The organism is Streptomyces sp. 549, assembly GCF_030124175.1.
GTDB lineage: Bacteria > Actinomycetota > Actinomycetes > Streptomycetales > Streptomycetaceae > Streptomyces.
Genome location: NZ_JASKMT010000004.1, coordinates 55,737 through 72,747, shown reverse-complemented (window position 1 = coordinate 72,747; position 17,011 = coordinate 55,737). Strand labels below are relative to the sequence as shown.

Annotated in this window: 16 protein-coding genes and 3 tRNA genes; 8 read left to right on the top strand and 11 right to left on the bottom strand. The window is 72.0% G+C overall.

The features are described 5' to 3' along the window. The 6 genes from QNO07_RS06335 to QNO07_RS06310 form a co-directional block, all read right to left on the bottom strand. The gene (locus QNO07_RS06335) at positions 1-1,341 is read right to left on the bottom strand and encodes a sensor histidine kinase (protein WP_283990593.1); all 1,341 of its coding nucleotides are present in this window, start codon (positions 1,339-1,341) and stop codon (positions 1-3) included. Positions 1,342-1,427: 86 nt separating this feature from the next. Further along, positions 1,428-2,252, bottom strand: coding sequence for an ABC transporter permease (locus QNO07_RS06330; protein WP_283990592.1), 825 nt, complete (start codon positions 2,250-2,252; stop codon positions 1,428-1,430). Beyond that, on the bottom strand, positions 2,249-3,304 hold the full coding sequence (locus tag QNO07_RS06325; protein ID WP_283990591.1) for an ABC transporter ATP-binding protein: 1,056 nt from the start codon (positions 3,302-3,304) through the stop codon (positions 2,249-2,251). Before QNO07_RS06325 ends, QNO07_RS06330 begins: the two co-directional genes overlap by 4 nt. A 151-nt stretch (positions 3,305-3,455) precedes the next feature. Further along, positions 3,456-3,531: transfer RNA gene (locus tag QNO07_RS06320), tRNA-Gly, on the bottom strand. A gap of 69 nt (positions 3,532-3,600) precedes the next feature. After that, positions 3,601-3,675: transfer RNA gene (locus QNO07_RS06315), tRNA-Gly, on the bottom strand. A 119-nt stretch (positions 3,676-3,794) separates the two neighbouring features. After that, positions 3,795-4,112 carry a histone-like nucleoid-structuring protein Lsr2 gene (locus QNO07_RS06310; protein WP_283990590.1) on the bottom strand — a complete coding sequence of 106 codons (318 nt, stop codon included), beginning with the start codon at positions 4,110-4,112 and terminating at the stop codon, positions 3,795-3,797. A 376-nt stretch (positions 4,113-4,488) separates the two neighbouring features. On the opposite strand from QNO07_RS06310, the gene purS reads away from it, so the two are divergent. The 3 genes from purS to purL are packed head-to-tail and all read left to right on the top strand — an operon-like array spanning position 4,489 to position 7,690. Beyond that, positions 4,489-4,767 carry a phosphoribosylformylglycinamidine synthase subunit PurS gene (gene purS / locus QNO07_RS06305; protein WP_283990589.1) on the top strand — a complete coding sequence of 93 codons (279 nt, stop codon included), beginning with the start codon at positions 4,489-4,491 and terminating at the stop codon, positions 4,765-4,767. Beyond that, on the top strand, positions 4,764-5,441 hold the full coding sequence (gene purQ / locus QNO07_RS06300) for a phosphoribosylformylglycinamidine synthase subunit PurQ (RefSeq protein WP_283990588.1): 678 nt from the start codon (positions 4,764-4,766) through the stop codon (positions 5,439-5,441). The genes purS and purQ overlap by 4 nt, the downstream gene beginning before the upstream one ends. After that, positions 5,441-7,690, top strand: coding sequence for a phosphoribosylformylglycinamidine synthase subunit PurL (gene purL / locus QNO07_RS06295; protein WP_283990586.1), 2,250 nt, complete (start codon positions 5,441-5,443; stop codon positions 7,688-7,690). The genes purQ and purL overlap by 1 nt, the downstream gene beginning before the upstream one ends. A 34-nt stretch (positions 7,691-7,724) precedes the next feature. Here the strand turns inward: purL and QNO07_RS06290 are convergent, their stop codons facing one another. After that, positions 7,725-8,258 carry a PH domain-containing protein gene (locus QNO07_RS06290; protein ID WP_283990585.1) on the bottom strand — a complete coding sequence of 178 codons (534 nt, stop codon included), beginning with the start codon at positions 8,256-8,258 and terminating at the stop codon, positions 7,725-7,727. Between the two features lie 77 nt (positions 8,259-8,335). On the opposite strand from QNO07_RS06290, the gene QNO07_RS06285 reads away from it, so the two are divergent. From QNO07_RS06285 to purM, 3 genes are all read left to right on the top strand, one after another. Then, a complete protein-coding gene (locus QNO07_RS06285; protein ID WP_283990584.1) occupies positions 8,336-9,139 on the top strand; it encodes a sterol carrier family protein in 804 nt (267 codons plus the stop codon). Between the two features lie 224 nt (positions 9,140-9,363). Beyond that, on the top strand, positions 9,364-10,929 hold the full coding sequence (gene purF / locus QNO07_RS06280) for an amidophosphoribosyltransferase (RefSeq protein WP_283990583.1): 1,566 nt from the start codon (positions 9,364-9,366) through the stop codon (positions 10,927-10,929). Between the two features lie 33 nt (positions 10,930-10,962). Beyond that, positions 10,963-12,072, top strand: a complete 1,110-nt coding sequence (gene purM / locus QNO07_RS06275) for a phosphoribosylformylglycinamidine cyclo-ligase (RefSeq protein ID WP_502961788.1) — start codon at positions 10,963-10,965, stop codon at positions 12,070-12,072. Positions 12,073-12,385: 313 nt separating this feature from the next. Here the strand turns inward: purM and QNO07_RS06270 are convergent, their stop codons facing one another. Both QNO07_RS06270 and QNO07_RS06265 read right to left on the bottom strand, forming a co-directional pair. Beyond that, positions 12,386-12,628: a DUF3073 domain-containing protein gene (locus QNO07_RS06270; protein WP_283990582.1), complete on the bottom strand. Its 243-nt coding sequence runs from the start codon at positions 12,626-12,628 to the stop codon at positions 12,386-12,388. A gap of 317 nt (positions 12,629-12,945) precedes the next feature. Then, positions 12,946-14,031 (bottom strand): Leu/Phe/Val dehydrogenase, encoded by a 1,086-nt coding sequence (locus QNO07_RS06265; RefSeq protein ID WP_283990885.1) that lies wholly within the window; start codon positions 14,029-14,031, stop codon positions 12,946-12,948. Positions 14,032-14,337: 306 nt separating this feature from the next. Here QNO07_RS06265 and QNO07_RS06260 point away from each other — a divergent pair, with 306 nt between their 5' ends. Next, positions 14,338-15,183, top strand: a complete 846-nt coding sequence (locus QNO07_RS06260) for a DUF8083 family protein (protein ID WP_283990581.1) — start codon at positions 14,338-14,340, stop codon at positions 15,181-15,183. A 508-nt stretch (positions 15,184-15,691) separates the two neighbouring features. Next, positions 15,692-15,898 carry a developmental transcriptional regulator BldC gene (bldC, locus tag QNO07_RS06255; protein ID WP_003949541.1) on the top strand — a complete coding sequence of 69 codons (207 nt, stop codon included), beginning with the start codon at positions 15,692-15,694 and terminating at the stop codon, positions 15,896-15,898. Between the two features lie 535 nt (positions 15,899-16,433). On the opposite strand, the gene QNO07_RS06250 is transcribed toward bldC, so the two are convergent. After that, positions 16,434-16,625, bottom strand: coding sequence for a DUF6274 family protein (locus QNO07_RS06250; RefSeq protein ID WP_283990579.1), 192 nt, complete (start codon positions 16,623-16,625; stop codon positions 16,434-16,436). Positions 16,626-16,830: 205 nt separating this feature from the next. Next, positions 16,831-16,905 (bottom strand) — tRNA-Asp (locus QNO07_RS06245). Between the last annotated feature and the right edge of the window lie 106 nt (positions 16,906-17,011).

Sequence of the window (17,011 nt, the reverse complement as noted above, 5' to 3'; positions counted from 1 at the left end):
TCAGCTCTCCTCCGTCAGCGGAAGGCGCGCGGTGAGGACGAACCGCCCACCGTCGCGCACACCGGCCTCCAGGGTGCCGCCGAGCGGTGCCAGCCGCTCGCGCAGCCCGGCCAGGCCGTGCCCGCCCGTCGACGCGTCGCCCGCCGACGCCCCGCCGACCGGCTCTGCGGTACGTCCTGCGGTGCGTCCTTCCGGTACCCCGTCGTTGGCCATCGTCAGTACCGCCTCCCGGCCGACCCGCAGTGCCACCGTGCACAGCCGGGCGTCGGAGTGCCGCAGCACGTTGGTCGTGCCCTCCCGCACCACCCAGCCCAGCGCCGACTGCACCGCCCCCGGCAGCCGGTCGTCGCCGGCGTCGATCCGGCACCGGATGCCGGCCGACTCCAGCACGCCGCGCGCGCCGGCCAGTTCGGTGTCGAGGCCGGCCTCCCGGTAGCCGCGCACCACCTCGCGCAGCTCACGCTGCGACTCCCTGGCGATGCGCTGCACCTCGACCATCTGGTCGGTACCCGCGGACGAGCCGCGCCGCGACAGTTCGGCCGCCAGCTCGCTCTTCAGTGCGATCACCGACAGGTTGCGGCCCATCACGTCGTGCAGGTCCCGGCCGAAGCGCAGCCGCTCCTCGGCGACGGCCAGCCGCGCCTGGGTGTCCCGGGCCGCGTCCAGCTCCCACACCACCGCCAGCAGCCACATCGAGAAACGGGTGGTGAACGCCATGAACAGGCCCCCCGTCAGCAGACCGAAGGCCAGCCCGAGGCCGAGCGCCGTCGGCAGCCCCAGCGCGAGGGCCACCAGCAGTGCGCCCGCAGTGGTGCCCGCCACCAGGGCGGCCAGGTGGCGGGCGGTGCGCAGGTTCGCGGCCAGCGGGATCAGCGCCAGCGACGGCGGGGCGATGACCACGTAGGCCAGCGTCTCCGGATCGGTCAGTGCGCCCGACCGCCACAGCGCCATGCCCAGCACCGCCACGGCGGCCGACAGCGTGCCGGTAGCCGCCAGCAGCCGGGACGGCCGCTCCCGGCGGTCCAGCGTCCACTCCATGGCCCGTCCCACGGCGCACATCGTGAGCACGCCGTTGCCCAGGACCACGGCCGGCAGCAGCGCCCTGGCCCAGACCGGATGGCCGGTCTGGGCCAGGGCGAGCAGCGCGGTGGCGGCCGCCCCCATCAGGACGAAGAAGTAGAACGACCAGCGGGTGTACAGCTCGATCCGGGCCGGGTCGCTCCTGCGGTCCCACCAGGCGGTCCATCTCCTGCCCTTGGGCGCCACCGTGCCCCCGGTCGCCGTCGTACGCCCGGACGCCGCCGTGCCGTCGGACTGCACCGTGCCGTCGGCCTGCACCACCGCTCTCCCCCCGCTTCCCGCTCGTCTTCCGCGCCGGCCGCGTCCGCCGCCCGCCGCGGGTGGGTGCCGCTCCGGTCGCGGGGCGGTCAGCGCCGCGGCTCCCAGCGGAACCACCGGCGTACAGCAAACACCGACAGCGCGGTCCAGGCCACCGCGAGCCCCAGCGCCCGCAGCGGTTCCACGCCCGACTCGGCGCCCAGCCAGCCGTACCGCACGAGGTCCATCACCGGTGTCATCGGCAGGTACCCGCAGACGGAGGCGACCTGGTCGGGCAGCAGGTCCAGCGGCACGAACATGCCAGAGCCGAAGAACGACACCGCCATCAGCGGCAGCGCGGTGATCTGCGCGCTCTCCGCCGTCCTGGTGAAGGCGGCGGTCGCCGCCGCCAGCGCGGTGAGGGTGACGACCGCCAGGACCAGACCGGCCAGCAGCAGGTCGGGCCGCCGCGGCACCGCCAGGCCGAAGACGAGGGTGCCGGCCACCACGAGTACGGCGACCTGGACGAAGGCCAGCAAGGCGCTGGGCACGGCCGTCCCGGTCAGGATCTCCACGTCGGCGGCCTCGCCGGTGCGCAGCCGCTTGAGCACCAGCTCCTCGCGGCGGGTCACGAACGCGGCGACCAGGTTGATGTAGACGACCAGCACCAGGACCACGCCGATGCCGCCGGTCACCACGGCCGAGCTGCCGGTGAGCGCGCTGCCTTCCAGCTCGCCGCCGCCGAGGGACACCCGCAGCAGCAGGACCATACCCAGTGGCATCAGCAGCGCGGTGAACACCGCGGTGCGGTTGCGGGCCAGCAACGTCAACTCGGCCCGGCTCAGGGACAGCAGCCGTCCGGCGGTCCGGGTGCGGGCGGCGCCCGGCGCCCGGTCGCCGTCCGCGCGGGCCGGGGGAACGGTGGTGGTGCTCATCGGGAAGCCTCCTGTCGGGCGGTGGCCGGGCGCGGGTTGCCGGGCGCCGGCTCCGGCGGGGCGTGGCGGGCGTCGGGTCCGAGCTGCGGGTCGGGTCCGAGCTGCGGGTCGGCGCCGTCCGGCGGGCCGGGGTCCTCCTCCTGCCGGGCGATGTCGAGGAACGCGTCCTCCAACGACGCCGACCGGGCGTCCAGGCCGATCAGTTCGACCTGCTGCTGCCTCGCCCACAGCAGCAGCTCGGTCAGCGCTTCCTGGAGCTGCTCGGTGCGGACCTCGATGCGGCGGCCGTGCGCGGCGGCCGGTACGGACAGCGGCAGCCTGGCCGGTTCCACGCCCTCGGGGAGCGTGAAGCGGATGACGGACGGCCGGGTCGCGGTGACCTCGGCGGGTGTGCCGGAGACCACCACCCGGCCCTGGTGCATGATCGCCAGCCGGTCGGCGAGCTGCTCGGCCTCCTCCAGGTAGTGCGTGGTGAGCAGCACCGTGGTGCCCTCGGCCTGGAGTTCGCGCACCAGTCGGCGGGTCGCCTGCCGGCCCTCGGGGTCCATGCCGGTGGTCGGCTCGTCGAGGAACAGCACCTCCGGCTGCCCCAGCAGCGCCAACGCCAGGTCCAGGCGGCGCCGTTCACCGCCGGAGAGCTGCTTGACGCGGACGTCCGCCCGCCCGGCCAGGCCGACGCGTTCCAGCGTCGCCGCCACCGGCTGCGCGCCGGAGGTGACGCCCGCCCACATGCGGGCGGTCTCCCGTGCCGTCAGGTCGGAGGGCAGTCCGCCCTCCTGGAGCATCATGCCGACGCGCGGCCGTACCGCGGTCCGCTCGCGGTAGGGGTCGTGGCCCAGTACCCGCACGGTTCCGGCGGTCGGAGCGGCCAGCCCCTCCAGCAGTTCCACGGTGGAGGTCTTGCCCGCGCCGTTGGTGCCCAGCAGCGCGAACACCTCGCCCCGCCGCACGTCCAGGTCCAGTCCGCGTACCGCGTCGAAGCCGGACGCACCCTTCGGGCCGTAGCGCCGCCGCAGCCCGCTTGCCGTGATCACTTGTTCCCCGGTGTCCATGCCTCCAGCGTTCCGCGGCGCACGGGCCGGCGGCAGTGCCGCCTGTCACCGGCCGCGATGACAAATGTCAGTCCGCGGGCGGGCGAAAGCGGGAGTCGGGGAGGGGGAACAGAGAACGGCCCCGGTCCAGTGGACCGGGGCCGTTCCTTCGTGGAGCGGACGACGAGGTTCGAACTCGCGACCTCAACCTTGGCAAGGTTGCGCTCTACCAGCTGAGCTACGTCCGCACGCCTCCACCCGGCTTTCACCGAGTGGCGCGAAGCCACTCTACCCGATCCTTCGGACCGGTCGAGCAGTGGAGCGGGTGACAGGGATTGCACACTGCGCCTCCCTCTTGGAAAGAGGGCGCTCTACTACTGAGCTACACCCGCATGATCTGCGTCACCTTGAGCGCCTGCCGTTTCCGGCCCGCCCTCGCGGTGTGCCCTGACTGTAGCGGATCACCCGGGGTGTGATGCAAATCGGTCCCCCGCCGAGGCGGCCGGCCGCCTCAACTCGCCGCGTTGAACGCCTCGTAGACCCGCTTGGGGATGCGCCCGCGGGCGGGCACCGCGTGGCCGTTGGACTTGGCCCAGGCCCGTACCGCCTGGGGGTCGGGCGCCACCGCGGTGCGGTGGTACGTCCGGCCCGACTTCGCACGCTTGCGTCCCGCCTCCACAAAGGGGGCAAGTGACTCGCGCAGTTTTCCGGCGTTGGCCGAGTTGAGATCGATCTCGTAGCCCTTACCGTCGAGGCCGAAGGCGACCGTCTCGGCCGCTTCCCCGCCGTCGATGTCGTCGGAGAGTGTGACCACTACACGCTGTGCCACGGATATTCGGTCCTTTCGGGAGGATCGCCTGCGAAGTACCGCTGCGATCACCGCGCTGACATGGGGTGACGCCGGTCGCGCCGGAAGGCGGCGCCGCCGCCTTTCCCTTTGTACAGCGGCAGCCATTGTTATGCGAAGCCGGAGAATTTCTGCCCGCGTGTCCACCGCAATCGGGACGATACGTTTCTCGCCGCGCGCAGGGCAGGGTTTTTTGGGGCCGAGATACGAATGTGATGAGGGCTGTCCGATATCTACCCGCGTAGATCCTGTGCCCGGGTACGCTGAGACAGCAGCCGATTCCTCCGCATGATCCGCACCGCCGCGGCAGCGGACACGGCACCGGGCAGCCAAGCACCAATCACCACCGGGAGTACCTGTGGCTCGCGTCGTAGTCGACGTCATGCTCAAGCCGGAGATCCTCGACCCCCAGGGCCAGGCAGTGCAGCGCGCCCTGCCCCGGCTGGGTTTCGAGGGCATCGCGGACGTCCGCCAGGGCAAGCGATTCGAACTCGAGGTGGAGGGGCCCGTCGACGACGCGGCCCTCACCCGCATCCGGGAGATGGCCGAGACGTTCCTGGCCAACACCGTGATCGAGGACTTCACCGTCCGCGTGGACGAGGCAGCCGCCGCGCGTCCCGCCGGGGCGGCGCAGTGAGCACCCGCATCGGAGTGGTCACGTTCCCCGGCTCGCTGGACGACGGCGACGCGCTGCGCGCGGTCCGCCTCGCCGGCGGCGAGCCGGTGGCCCTGTGGCACCGCGACACCAGCCTCCACCAGGTCGACGCCATCGTCCTGCCGGGCGGCTTCAGCTACGGCGACTACCTGCGCTGCGGTGCGATCGCCCGCTTCTCGCCCGTCATGGCCACCGTCATCGAGCAGGCCCGCGCCGGCATGCCGGTGCTCGGCATCTGCAACGGCTTCCAGGTGCTGTGCGAGTCGCACCTGCTGCCCGGCGCGCTCACCCGCAACGACCACCTGCACTTCGTCTGCCGCGACCAGCGGCTGCGGGTCGAGAACGACACCACCGCCTGGACGACGGACTACTCCGCCGGCCAGGAGATCACCGTGCCGCTGAAGAACGGCGAGGGCGGCTACGTCGCCGACGAGCGCACCCTGGACGCCCTGGAGGCGGAGGGCCGCGTCGTCTTCCGCTACCTCGGCGGCAACCCCAACGGTTCGCGCCGCGACATCGCCGGCATCACCAACGAGGCCGGGAACGTGGTCGGCCTCATGCCGCACCCCGAGCACGCAGTCGAGACCCTGACCGGCCCGACCACCGACGGGCTCGGCTTCTTCACCTCGGCGATCAAGAAGCTGGTGGACGCCTGATGACGCTCGACACCACTGAGCACGCAGCCAAGACCCCCGACGACGCGCAGCCCTGGGCCGAGCTGGGCCTCAAGAGCGACGAGTACACCCGTATCAAGGACATCCTCGGCCGCCGCCCGACCGGCGCCGAGCTGGCCATGTACTCCGTCATGTGGTCCGAGCACTGCTCGTACAAGTCCAGCAAGGTCCACCTGCGCCAGTTCGGCGAGAAGGCGCCGCAGTCCGACGCGCTGCTCGTCGGCATCGGCGAGAACGCCGGCGTCGTCGACGTCGGCCAGGGCTACGCCGTCACCTTCAAGGTGGAGTCGCACAACCACCCCTCGTACGTCGAGCCCTACCAGGGCGCGGCCACCGGCATCGGCGGCATCGTGCGCGACATCCTCGCCATGGGCGCCCGCCCGGTCGCGGTGATGGACCCGCTGCGCTTCGGCGCCGCCGACCATCCCGACACCAAGCGGGTGCTGCCCGGCGTCGTCGCCGGCATCGGCGGCTACGGCAACTGCCTGGGCCTGCCCAACATCGGCGGCGAGGTCGTCTTCGACCCCTGCTACCAGGGCAACCCGCTGGTCAACGCGCTGTGCGTGGGCGTCATGAGGCACGAGGACATCCACCTCGCCAAGGCCTCCGGCACCGGCAACAAGGTCATCCTCTACGGCGCCCGCACCGGCGGCGACGGCATCGGCGGCGTCTCCGTGCTCGCCTCGGAGACCTTCGACGCGGACGGCCCGGCCAAGCGGCCCGCGGTCCAGGTCGGCGACCCCTTCCAGGAGAAGCTGCTCATCGAGTGCACCCTGGAGATCTTCCGCGAGCAGCTGGTCGTCGGCATCCAGGACCTCGGCGGCGCCGGCCTGTCCTGCGCCACCAGCGAGCTGGCCAGTGCGGGCTCCGGCGGCATGCGCGTCGAGCTGGACACCGTCCCGCTGCGCGACGCCACGCTCTCGCCGGAGGAGATCCTCATGAGCGAGTCCCAGGAGCGCATGTGCGCCGTCGTCGAACCCGGCAACGTCGACCGCTTCCTGGAGATCTGCGAGAAGTGGGACGTCATCGCCACCGTCATCGGTGAGGTCACCGAGGGCGACCGGCTGGAGATCTTCTGGCACGGTGAGCAGATCGTCGACGTGCCGCCGCGGACCGTCGCCCACGAGGGCCCGGTCTACGAGCGCCCCTACGCCCGCCCCTCCTGGCAGGACGCGCTGCAGGCCGACGACGCCGCGAAGCTGCCCCGCCCGCAGACCGGCGACGAGCTGCGCGCCGACGTGCTGCGCCTGGTCGGCTCGCCCAACCAGGCGTCCAAGGCGTGGATCACCGACCAGTACGACCGCTACGTGCTGGGCAACACGGTGCTCGCCCAGCCCGAGGACAGCGGCATGATCCGCATCGACGCCGACACCAACCTCGGCGTCGCCGTCTCCACCGACGGCAACGGCCGGTACGCCAAGCTCGACCCCTACACCGGCGCCCAGCTCGCCCTGGTGGAGTCCTACCGCAACGTGGCCGCCACCGGCGCCACGCCGCTCGCCGTCACCAACTGCCTCAACTTCGGCTCCCCGGAGGACCCGGACGCGATGTGGCAGTTCGCGGAGGCCGCCCGCGGTCTGGCCGACGGCTGCCAGGTCCTCGGCACCCCCGTCACCGGCGGCAACGTCTCGCTGTACAACCAGACCGGCGACACCGCCATCCACCCCACCCCGGTGGTCGGCGTGCTCGGCGTCATCGACGACGTCACCCGCCGCACCCCGGTGGCGTTCGCCGAGGAGGGCCAGCTGCTCTACCTGCTCGGTGACACCCGCGAGGAGCTGGGCGGCTCCGCCTGGTCGCAGGTGGCCCACGACCACCTCGGCGGCCTGCCGCCGAAGGTCGACCTGGAGCGCGAGCGGCTGCTGGCCGAGATCCTGGTCGCCGCGTCCCGCGACGGCATGGTCGACGCGGCGCACGACCTGTCCGACGGCGGCCTCGTCCAGGCCGTCGTGGAGTCCTGCCTGCACGGCGGGCGGGGCGCGCGCCTGGTGGTCCCGGACGGCCTCGACCCGTTCGTGTTCCTCTTCTCGGAGTCGGCCGGCCGCGCGGTGGTCGCCGTTCCGCGCAGCGAGGAGGTCCGCTTCAACGACATGTGCGGCGCCCGCGGCCTGCCCGTCACCCGCATCGGCGTGGTGGACGGCACCGAGATCGAGGTGCAGGGCCAGTTCTCGCTCCCGCTGGACGAGCTGCGCCGGGTCCACGAGGCGGCCATCCCCGCCCTGCTGGCCTGACCGGCCCGCGACCGCGCACCACGACGGCGGCCCGTCAGCGCATCGGGGGCATCATGCCGCTGGGGCCCGACTGGCGGCGCTGCTCCTCGTCGACCTGCCGGTAGATCAGCGCGGTCAGGCCCTCCGGGTCGGGCACGTGCTTGAGCGTCATCATTCCCTGCTCGGACGCCGACTGGATGTTGAGCGTGCCGTAGCGCCAGATCCGCTCCCACAGCGACGCCTTGAACGACACGTCGTTGACGCGGCTCAGCGGGATGCTGCGCCCGGCCTTGGTGAGGAAGCCGCTGCGCTTGTACATGCGCTTCGTCGTCAGGATGTACATCGTCCGGCGCCACTGGAACAGCGGGATGAGCCAGAACCACAGCGAGGCGACCGCCGCCGCGCCGACGATCACCCACACCGCCGTGTCGCGCCACGTCTCGTCCGTGGGCGTCACCCACAGGAGTGCACCGGCGACGGCCCAGATGACACACAGCACGACGAACTCACTGACCATCTCGGTCCAGTGCTGGCGGGTGACGTGCACCAGCTCTTCGTCGTCCGCGAGATAGCGTTCCGCAATTGGCATGTGCAGAATCCTGGCACACGCCGTGCGGGTCGCCTACGGAGCGGGAACGCCCGGTACGCGCCCGTTACCCTCCTGCCATGCCTCCCGCACGCCGCAAGCCGCGAACCCACGACGCTCTCCGGGTGCGCAACGCCCTCGCCGCGCAGGTCGAGACGGTGCGCACGGCGGCCCACGACTGCACCGCCGAGCAGCTGGCACGCCCCTGCGGGCTGCCCGGCTGGGACGTGCACCACCTGCTGGTGCACGTCGCCGGGCAGATCGACGCGCTGCCGCGGCTGCTGGCCGAGCCGGCACCGGCGGCCCGCCGCCCGGAGACCGATCTGGTGACCTGGGCCGCGTCCACCGCCGGGATCGCGGAACTGCTCGACACCCGCACCAGGGAGCAGGCGGCGTCCGTGAAGGACCCGGCCGCGGCGATCGACGCCGCCGCCGAGGAACTGGAACCGGTCCTGGAGATGGCCGTCCGCGAGGACGTGCTGCTGCCGCACCGGTTCGGCGCGATGCGGGCGCTCGACTTCACCGTGACGCGGCTCGTCGAGCTGATCGTGCACAGCGACGACCTGGCCCGCGCCACCGGCGTGCCGCTGGCCCTGGACCGCTACGCGCTGGCGACGGTGGTGCGGCTGCTCGCGGACGCCCTCGCGGCCAGGGCGCCCGGCGCCTCGGTGGAGGTGCGGGTGCCGCCGTTCGCGGTGGTGCAGTGTGTGGCGGGCCCGCGCCACACCCGCGGCACGCCGCCCAACGTGGTGGAGACCGACCCGCTGACGTGGCTGCGGCTGGCCACCGGCCGGGTGCGGTGGGAGCGGGCCGTCGCCGCGGGCGCCGTCTCCGCGAGCGGCCCCCGCGCGAACCTCTCCGAGGTGCTGCCGGTCCTCGGCTGACGGCCGCCCGCCCCCGCGGCGACGGCCCGGGCCCGGTTGCGCCCGCCGAGGCCCGGGCACCAGCACCGGCCACCGGCACCGGCACCGGCACCGGCACCGTACTGGTGAACCGCACATCCCAGCGGTGACGTCGGTCTCGTACGAAAACGCGTCCGCGCAGGTCAGCAGGGTTCGGTGCGGTGGTCGATTCGGCTAAGCGGGTTCACCCGTCTAGACTCGTGAGCGTGCCACGTGGTGACGGACGACTCAGCCACGACCTGCTCCCCGGTGAAAAGGGCCCCCAGGACGCTTGCGGCGTCTTCGGAGTCTGGGCACCGGGTGAAGAGGTCGCCAAACTCTCCTATTTCGGGCTCTACGCTCTGCAGCACCGGGGACAGGAGTCCGCGGGCATCGCAGTGAGCAACGGCTCGCAGATCCTTGTGTTCAAGGACATGGGCCTGGTCTCCCAGGTGTTCGACGAGACCTCCCTCGGGTCCCTGCGCGGCCACATCGCGGTCGGCCACGCCAGGTACTCCACCACCGGTGCCTCGGTGTGGGAGAACGCCCAGCCGACCTTCCGCGCGACCGGGCACGGCTCCATCGCGCTCGGCCACAACGGCAACCTGGTCAACACCGTCGAGCTGGCGGAACTGGTCGCGGGCCTCGCCGGCAGCGGCGGCGGCCGGCGGGCCAACCAGGTCGCGGCGACCAACGACACCGACCTGGTGACCGCGCTGCTCGCCGGCCAGACCGACGAGGACGGCAAGCCGCTCACCGTCGAGCAGTCCGCCGCCAAGGTGCTGCCGCTGGTCAAGGGCGCGTTCTCGTTCGTCTTCATGGACGAGCACACCCTCTACGCGGCGCGTGACCCGCAGGGCGTGCGCCCGCTGGTCCTGGGCCGTCTGGAGCGCGGCTGGGTGGTGGCCAGCGAGACGGCCGCGCTGGACATCGTGGGTGCCTCGTTCATCCGCGAGATCGAGCCGGGCGAACTGATCGCCGTCGACGAGAACGGCCTGCGGTCCAGCCGCTTCGCTGAGGCGAGGCCGAAGGGCTGCGTCTTCGAGTACGTCTACCTCGCGCGCCCCGACACCGACATCGCCGGCCGGAACGTCTACCTCTCCCGGGTGGAGATGGGCCGCAAGCTGGCCGCCGAGGCTCCGGCCGAGGCGGACCTGGTGATAGCGACCCCGGAGTCCGGCACCCCGGCCGCCATCGGCTACGCGGAGGCCAGCGGCATCCCGTTCGGCGCCGGACTGGTCAAGAACTCCTACGTCGGCCGGACCTTCATCCAGCCCTCGCAGACCATCCGCCAGCTCGGCATCCGGCTCAAGCTGAACCCGCTGAAGGAGGTCATCCGCGGCAAGCGCCTCGTCGTGGTCGACGACTCCATCGTGCGCGGCAACACCCAGCGCGCGCTGGTGCGCATGCTGCGGGAGGCGGGCGCCGCCGAGGTGCACATCCGGATCTCCTCACCGCCCATCAAGTGGCCCTGCTACTTCGGCATCGACTTCGCCACCCGCGCCGAGCTGATCGCCAACGGCCTCAGCGTGGACGAGATCGGCAAGTCGCTGGGTGCGGACTCGCTGTCGTACATCTCCACCGACGGCATGATCGAGGCCACCACCATCGCCAAGCCCGACCTGTGCCGTGCCTGCTTCGACGGTGAGTACCCGATGGACCTGCCCGACCCCGAACTGCTCGGCAAGCACCTGCTGGAGTCGGAGACCGAGCAGCGGTCGAAGCCGGACGTGGACGGCGTGCAGACCCTGCTGACCGGCCCCGGCGGTGCGGACGCGCTGCGCCGCCCCTGACCCCCGTGATCCGCGTGATCCCTACGGAGAGACATGACTGACACATCGGCAGGACCCGCGTCCGCCGACCAGGTGAGCCCCGCCGTCGGCGCGGTCTCCTACAAGTCGGCCGGCGTCGACATCGAAGCCGGGGACCGCGCCGTCGAGCTGATGAAGGAGTGGGTGAGGAAGGCCCAGCGCCCCGAGTCCCTCGGCGGTCTCGGCGGGTTCGCCGGCCTCTTCGACGCGTCCGCCCTGAAGCGCTACGAGCGGCCCCTGCTGGCCTCCGCGACCGACGGCGTGGGCACCAAGGTCGCCGTCGCCCAGCAGATGGACGTGCACGACACCATCGGCCGCGACCTGGTCGCCATGGTTGTGGACGACCTGGTGGTGTGCGGGGCCGAGCCGCTGTTCATGACCGACTACATCTGCGTGGGCAAGGTCGTGCCGGAGCGGGTCTCGGCGATCGTCAAGGGTATCGCCGAGGGCTGCGTGCTGGCCGGCTGCGCGCTGGTCGGCGGCGAGACCGCGGAGCACCCGGGCCTGCTCGGCCCGGACGAGTACGACGTGGCGGGCGCCGGCACCGGCGTGGTCGAGGCCGACCGGCTGCTGGGCGCGGACCGCATCCGCAGTGGCGACGTGGTCCTGGCCATGGCGTCCTCCGGCCTTCACTCCAACGGGTACTCCCTGGTGCGGCACGTGCTGCTGGAGCGGGCCGGATGGGCGCTGGACCGCGAGGTCCCGGAGTTCGGCCGCACTCTGGGAGAGGAACTGCTGGAGCCGACGCGGATCTACTCCCTGGACTGCCTGGCGCTGACCCGCACCACCGACGTGCACGCCTTCTCGCACATCACCGGCGGCGGCCTGGCCAGCAACCTCGCCAGAGTGGTTCCCGACGCGCTGCACGCCCGGGTGGACCGCTCCACCTGGGCCCCCGGCGCGGTCTTCGACACCGTCGGCCAGGTCGGCGGCGTGGCGCGGGACGAGCTGGAGAAGACGCTGAACATGGGCGTCGGCATGATGGCCGTGGTGCCGCCGGAGGCCGTCGACGCGGCCCTGGCCACGCTGGCCGACCGCGGCGTGGACGCCTGGGTCGCCGGTGACGTCACCGAGCGCGGCGACCACTCCACTGCAGCGGCCCTCAGCGGTGACTACGCCAGCTGACCCCGGTGCTGCTGGGCGCCTCCTGACTCCTGCCTCCCGCGCCGGAGCCCCGGCAGGTCGGCACCCGCACCTTCGGCACCGATCCACGGCAACGCACCACCAGCGCCCCACCGGCCGCCGCCTCCGGGCAGCCGCCGGTGGGGCGCTGGTGGTGAGCCACTGACGGTTGCGCGGGTTCGCATCTGCCACGGCCACCGCAGGTGCGTGCCGACGGCCGTCGAGGCACGCCCGGCTGGCGGGCCCGGGCAGCACAGAACCCGGTCCGGCGGCTGCCGGACCGGGTTCCTAGGTGGAAATGCTGACGACCGACGCGTCAGACGCGCCGACTCGGCGAGTCCGACGATTGCCCGCCGTCATCGTCGTTGTAACGATCCGCGTACTGTGCGTACGGGTCGTCCTCCAGCTCATCGTCCTCGAAACCGTCGCCGTTAGGCGGCTGATCCGACGTCGATGCGCCCAGCTCCTCAGCCAGGCGCGAGAGATCCGTCCCGCCGCTGTTGTACTTCAGCTGGCGGGCGACCTTCGTCTGCTTGGCCTTGGCCCGGCCGCGCCCCATGGCTCGACCCCCTCAACGACGGGGCTCGACGGCCCCAGAGTCTTGACACGCGTTCATGGTTCGGAGCGGACCCTCACGTCAGGGCCCGGCTCCCAGGGCTTCAACGGTACCTGCTTCCGAGGCCGTACGGTACGCCGCCCGCACCACCCGGCAGCCCGCTGACGCCCCCGGCGACCAGTTGTTCGCTGGTCAGAGCTTATTTTACCTTCTGTACAACCCGTGTACCGCCACGGGGTGGTGAGCGATGTCTCTCCGCCACCGGACAGTCGCACGCAGGTCCGACATGTCGCTTCCGTGTGCGAGCGTGCGGGACGGGCTCAGCGCGCGGTGGTGTCCGCGGGACCGGCGGCCATGCGCTGCTCGGCGAGCCGGTCGGCGGCGACCGCGGGCGGCACGCCGTCCCGGTCGGCACCGCGGAAGATCTCCAGCGTGGTGTCGAGGATCTTCTCCGCCTTCGCCTTCGCACGAGCGAAGTCGAAACCGTGCAGCTCGTCGGCGACCTGGATCACACCGCCGGCGTTCACCACGTAGTCCGGCGCGTACAGCACGCCCCGGTCGGCGAGCGCCTTCTCGACCCCGGGGTGCGCCAGCTGGTTGTTCGCCGCGCCGCAGACCACGCGAGCGGTCAGCACCGGGACGGTCCGGTCGTTCAGGGCGCCGCCGAGTGCGCACGGCGCGTACACGTCCAGCCCCTCGGTGCGGATCAGCGTGTCGGTGTCGGCCACCACGGCCACCTGCGGGTGCTCGGCCGTGACCCGGGCCAGCGACTGCTCGCGCACGTCGGTGACGACCACCTCGGCGCCGTCCTCGACGAGGTGCCGCACCAGGTGGTGGCCGACCTTGCCGACCCCGGCGACGCCGACCTTGCGGCCGCGCAGCGTCGGCTCGCCCCACAGGTGCCGGGCGCTGGCCCGCATGCCCTGGAAGACGCCGAACGCGGTGAGCACCGAGGAGTCGCCGGCGCCGCCGTTCTCCGGCGAGCGGCCCGTGGTCCAGCGGCACTCCCGGGCGACGACGTCCATGTCCTGCACGTAGGTGCCCACGTCGCAGGCCGTCACGTAGCGGCCCCCGAGGGAGGCCACGAAGCGGCCGTAGGCGAGCAGCAGCTCCTCCGACTTGAGCGTGTCGGGGTCACCGATGATCACGGCCTTGCCGCCGCCGTGCGCGAGGCCGGCGAGCGCGTTCTTGTACGACATGCCGCGGGCGAGGTCGAGGGCGTCCTGGGCGGCCGCCTGCTCGGGGAACTCGGCGTCCGCGTAGGCGTGGAAGCGCGTGCCGCCCAGGGCGGGGCCCAGCGCGGTGGAGTGGAGGGCGATGACCGCCTTGAGGCCGCTGGCGCGGTCCTGGCAGAACACCACCTGCTCGTGGCCGCCCTGCTCGGAGCGGAAGAGGGTGCGCAGCACCCGGTCGCCGGGACCGGCCGGGAGGGTGTGGCCGGTGCGGTCGGCCTGGTCAGCGCGGTCGGCGTGCTGCCCGTCGACGCTGACGGGGAGACGTACGTCAGTCACGGTGGTGACTCCTGTAGTCGCATGGGACGCCCTCCTGCGGGTGGGGAGGGCCTGTAGTGCAGCAGAGTACGACCTGTCGGCGCGGCGGATCGTCACGGTGCCACTATCGGGGTAGATCGAGAGGGTCACCTGCCGGTGGCCGACCGGGCCCGCAGCGGGGCGGTGGCTGCCCGGAACCCCCGACGAGGAAAGGTGCCAGCTGTGGCTCCGACGCCGGCCCTGTCCGTGCCGTACGCGGCGTACCTGCGCGTGTACGAGCCGCTGGCGGCCTTTCCCGAGCCGGAGCGCTCCCACTGGGTCGGCTACGCCCGCAGGGCGGACCTGCCGGACGCCCAGGACGAGCTGCGCCGCTCGCTGGCCGCCCTGCTGGCCGTCCCGCCGCTGCCGGTGCCGGTGCGGGAGAGCGCCGACGCGTTCGTCAGCGAGGTGGACGGCGTGCTGTGCGTGTGCCCGTGGCGGACCCGGCTGCGCGGCTGGCTGGCCCTGGCGGAGGCGGGGGAGGAGCTGCCGCCCCCGGTGCGGGACGCGGCCCTGCCACCGGTGGTGCGGCGCGAGGCGCTGGCCGACTTCGACGAGTGGCGCAGCCGCGCCCCGCACCACGCGGACGCCCGCCCGTGGATCCGCTCGGCCCTGTGGCACGTCCCGGTCCGCTGGTTCCTGATGTTCGACGACGCCGAGCGCGAGTACGGCAAGGCCCGGGATGGGCTTGCGCTGCGCTACCGGACGCCCATGGTGCAGGCCCGCAGACGCCTTGCCCGCGCGCTGAAGCTGTTCCGCGCGGAGCTGGGCGAAGGAGCACTCGTGGACGGCCTGATAGATGTGGGGCGCTGGCTTGAGGACTTCCACCCGCGTTCGATGGTCGAGCTGGACTACGGGGGCCTGGTGTACACCATTCCCGAGGAGCAGCTCGCCGCCGACCGCTCGGCGGCGGACGCGGCTGCGGGAGTGGCGGCGCTGCGGGACGGCGACGCCGACCGGGCCGACGAGCTGTTCGACGTCCTGACCGAGCGGTGGCGTGCGGTGCGGGAGCGCCTGTACGCCAACTGACCCGGGCGGGCGGGGCGCCCCGGGCCGGTCGCGGGGGGTCGGTGGGGCCGTGGGACCTTGGTCCTGATCCGGTCTTTTGCCCTCAAGCGTGATGGACTGCACTAAACCTTCTCCAAAGAGGCCCTTGCCCTCAAGCCCACCCCTCGTGTCAAAATAGGACAAGGAGTCCGGCAGGGCCTCCTACCGCCCACCCATGGGCGGATACTTCGGTATTGCACTACTTGTTCTCTCAGTGGCATCTGGTCATGATCTGTGACGGATTGTCACAGCTGGTTGACTGTCCGTTATGACATGTTCCATCGGCATCCGTTGAGGTTGGATACGGGAGAGGGCAATTCCATCGGTTTGGCCGACGAGGCTGGACAGATGGTGTAGTTGTAGTGCCGAGGACAAGCCGTTCGTCCTATAACCGACTCGGCCTGCGTACGTCATTTCGGGCAACGCGGGCCAAGGTGCAGAATTTAGAGGAAAGAACCGTGATGGTTCGGTTCTCCCGAGGAGGCCGCTCATGACCGCTCGCACCCCTGACGCCGAGCCGCTGCTGACCCCGGCTGAGGTCGCCACGATGTTCCGCGTGGACCCGAAGACGGTGACGCGGTGGGCAAAGGCAGGCAAGCTCACGTCGATCCGCACGCTCGGCGGGCACCGCCGCTACCGCGAGGCGGAGGTGCGCGCACTCCTTGCGGGCATTCCGCAGCAGCGCAGCGAGGCCTGAACAACCGCATAACGGGCGGCCCCGGCCCCACCGGGAACGCCAGGCACCAAACGACGTCCGAGTCCGTGTCCCCCCAGGGCTTGGTCGTCGCATCGCGTCGGACTCCGCCGGGTCCGACGCGATTCTTTTTGCCCCCGTGCGGTCACCGGCCGCCGGGGGAGGGGTTCGGTGGTCGTCGTCGCGACTGGCACCGGGTGCCGCCCTCGCGGGTCGGTGTACGCCGGGTGCGCGGGGCCGCGACGGTCACTCGCACGGGGGTCGGCGGTCCGCTTCCGGGGCTTCCGGTGTCACTCGGAGGGGTCGTCTCGAAGCCCGGGGGCGCATGGGATACCAGGGTGCAATTGCACATATTAAATTGACCCGGTGTAGGAACGGCATAAACTCCCCCGTTCCTGCGAGCAGTTCGGTGACTCCCGTCACAGGTCCGTGTTCTTGCCGCGCATGACGCACCTACGGTAGTAGGGACGCCAGAAGGCGGCGATCCGTTGCCTGTTCCACCATCGCACCCCCGACGGGGGTGCGGGCACCGGTTCTGTCATCGGGGTGACGTACTTTTCTCGGAACCCGCGCCGGTCGCCTCCTCCTGCGCCTGCTCCATCACCAGCCGCTGCAGGCGGTGGCAGACCGGGCACCGGCGGGCCGCGTGGCCGAAGCGGGTGGCGGCCGACAGGTGGGCGCGCAGCAGCGCGTGCGTCGCGCGCCGCGGGGGCTTCGGAGTCGTCGACACGGCGACCACCTCCCTGTAGCAGGGGTACCGGCGCTGCGTGGGTGCGTCAAGACGTACCGTGCGCTTCCAGCCCGCCCGCCGGCGCCCGCCAGCGGCCCGGAAGCGTGCGGGACGGCCCCCGCAGCGGCCCCGGACCACCCCGGACCGCCCCGGACAACGGCTGAGGGCCCGCATCCGATTCGGATGCGGGCCCTCAGCCTCACTGCGGTCCTGACGGGATTTGAACCCGCGGCCTCCACCTTGACAGGGTGGCGAGCACTCCAAACTGCTCCACAGGACCTTGCGTTGCGACCAGTCACCGCCGGGCGCGAACCAGACTCTACAGCAGCTCAGGGGCGCATCGCCAATCCGTTCGCGACCACCCCGCGCAGCGCCCGCCCGAGCCC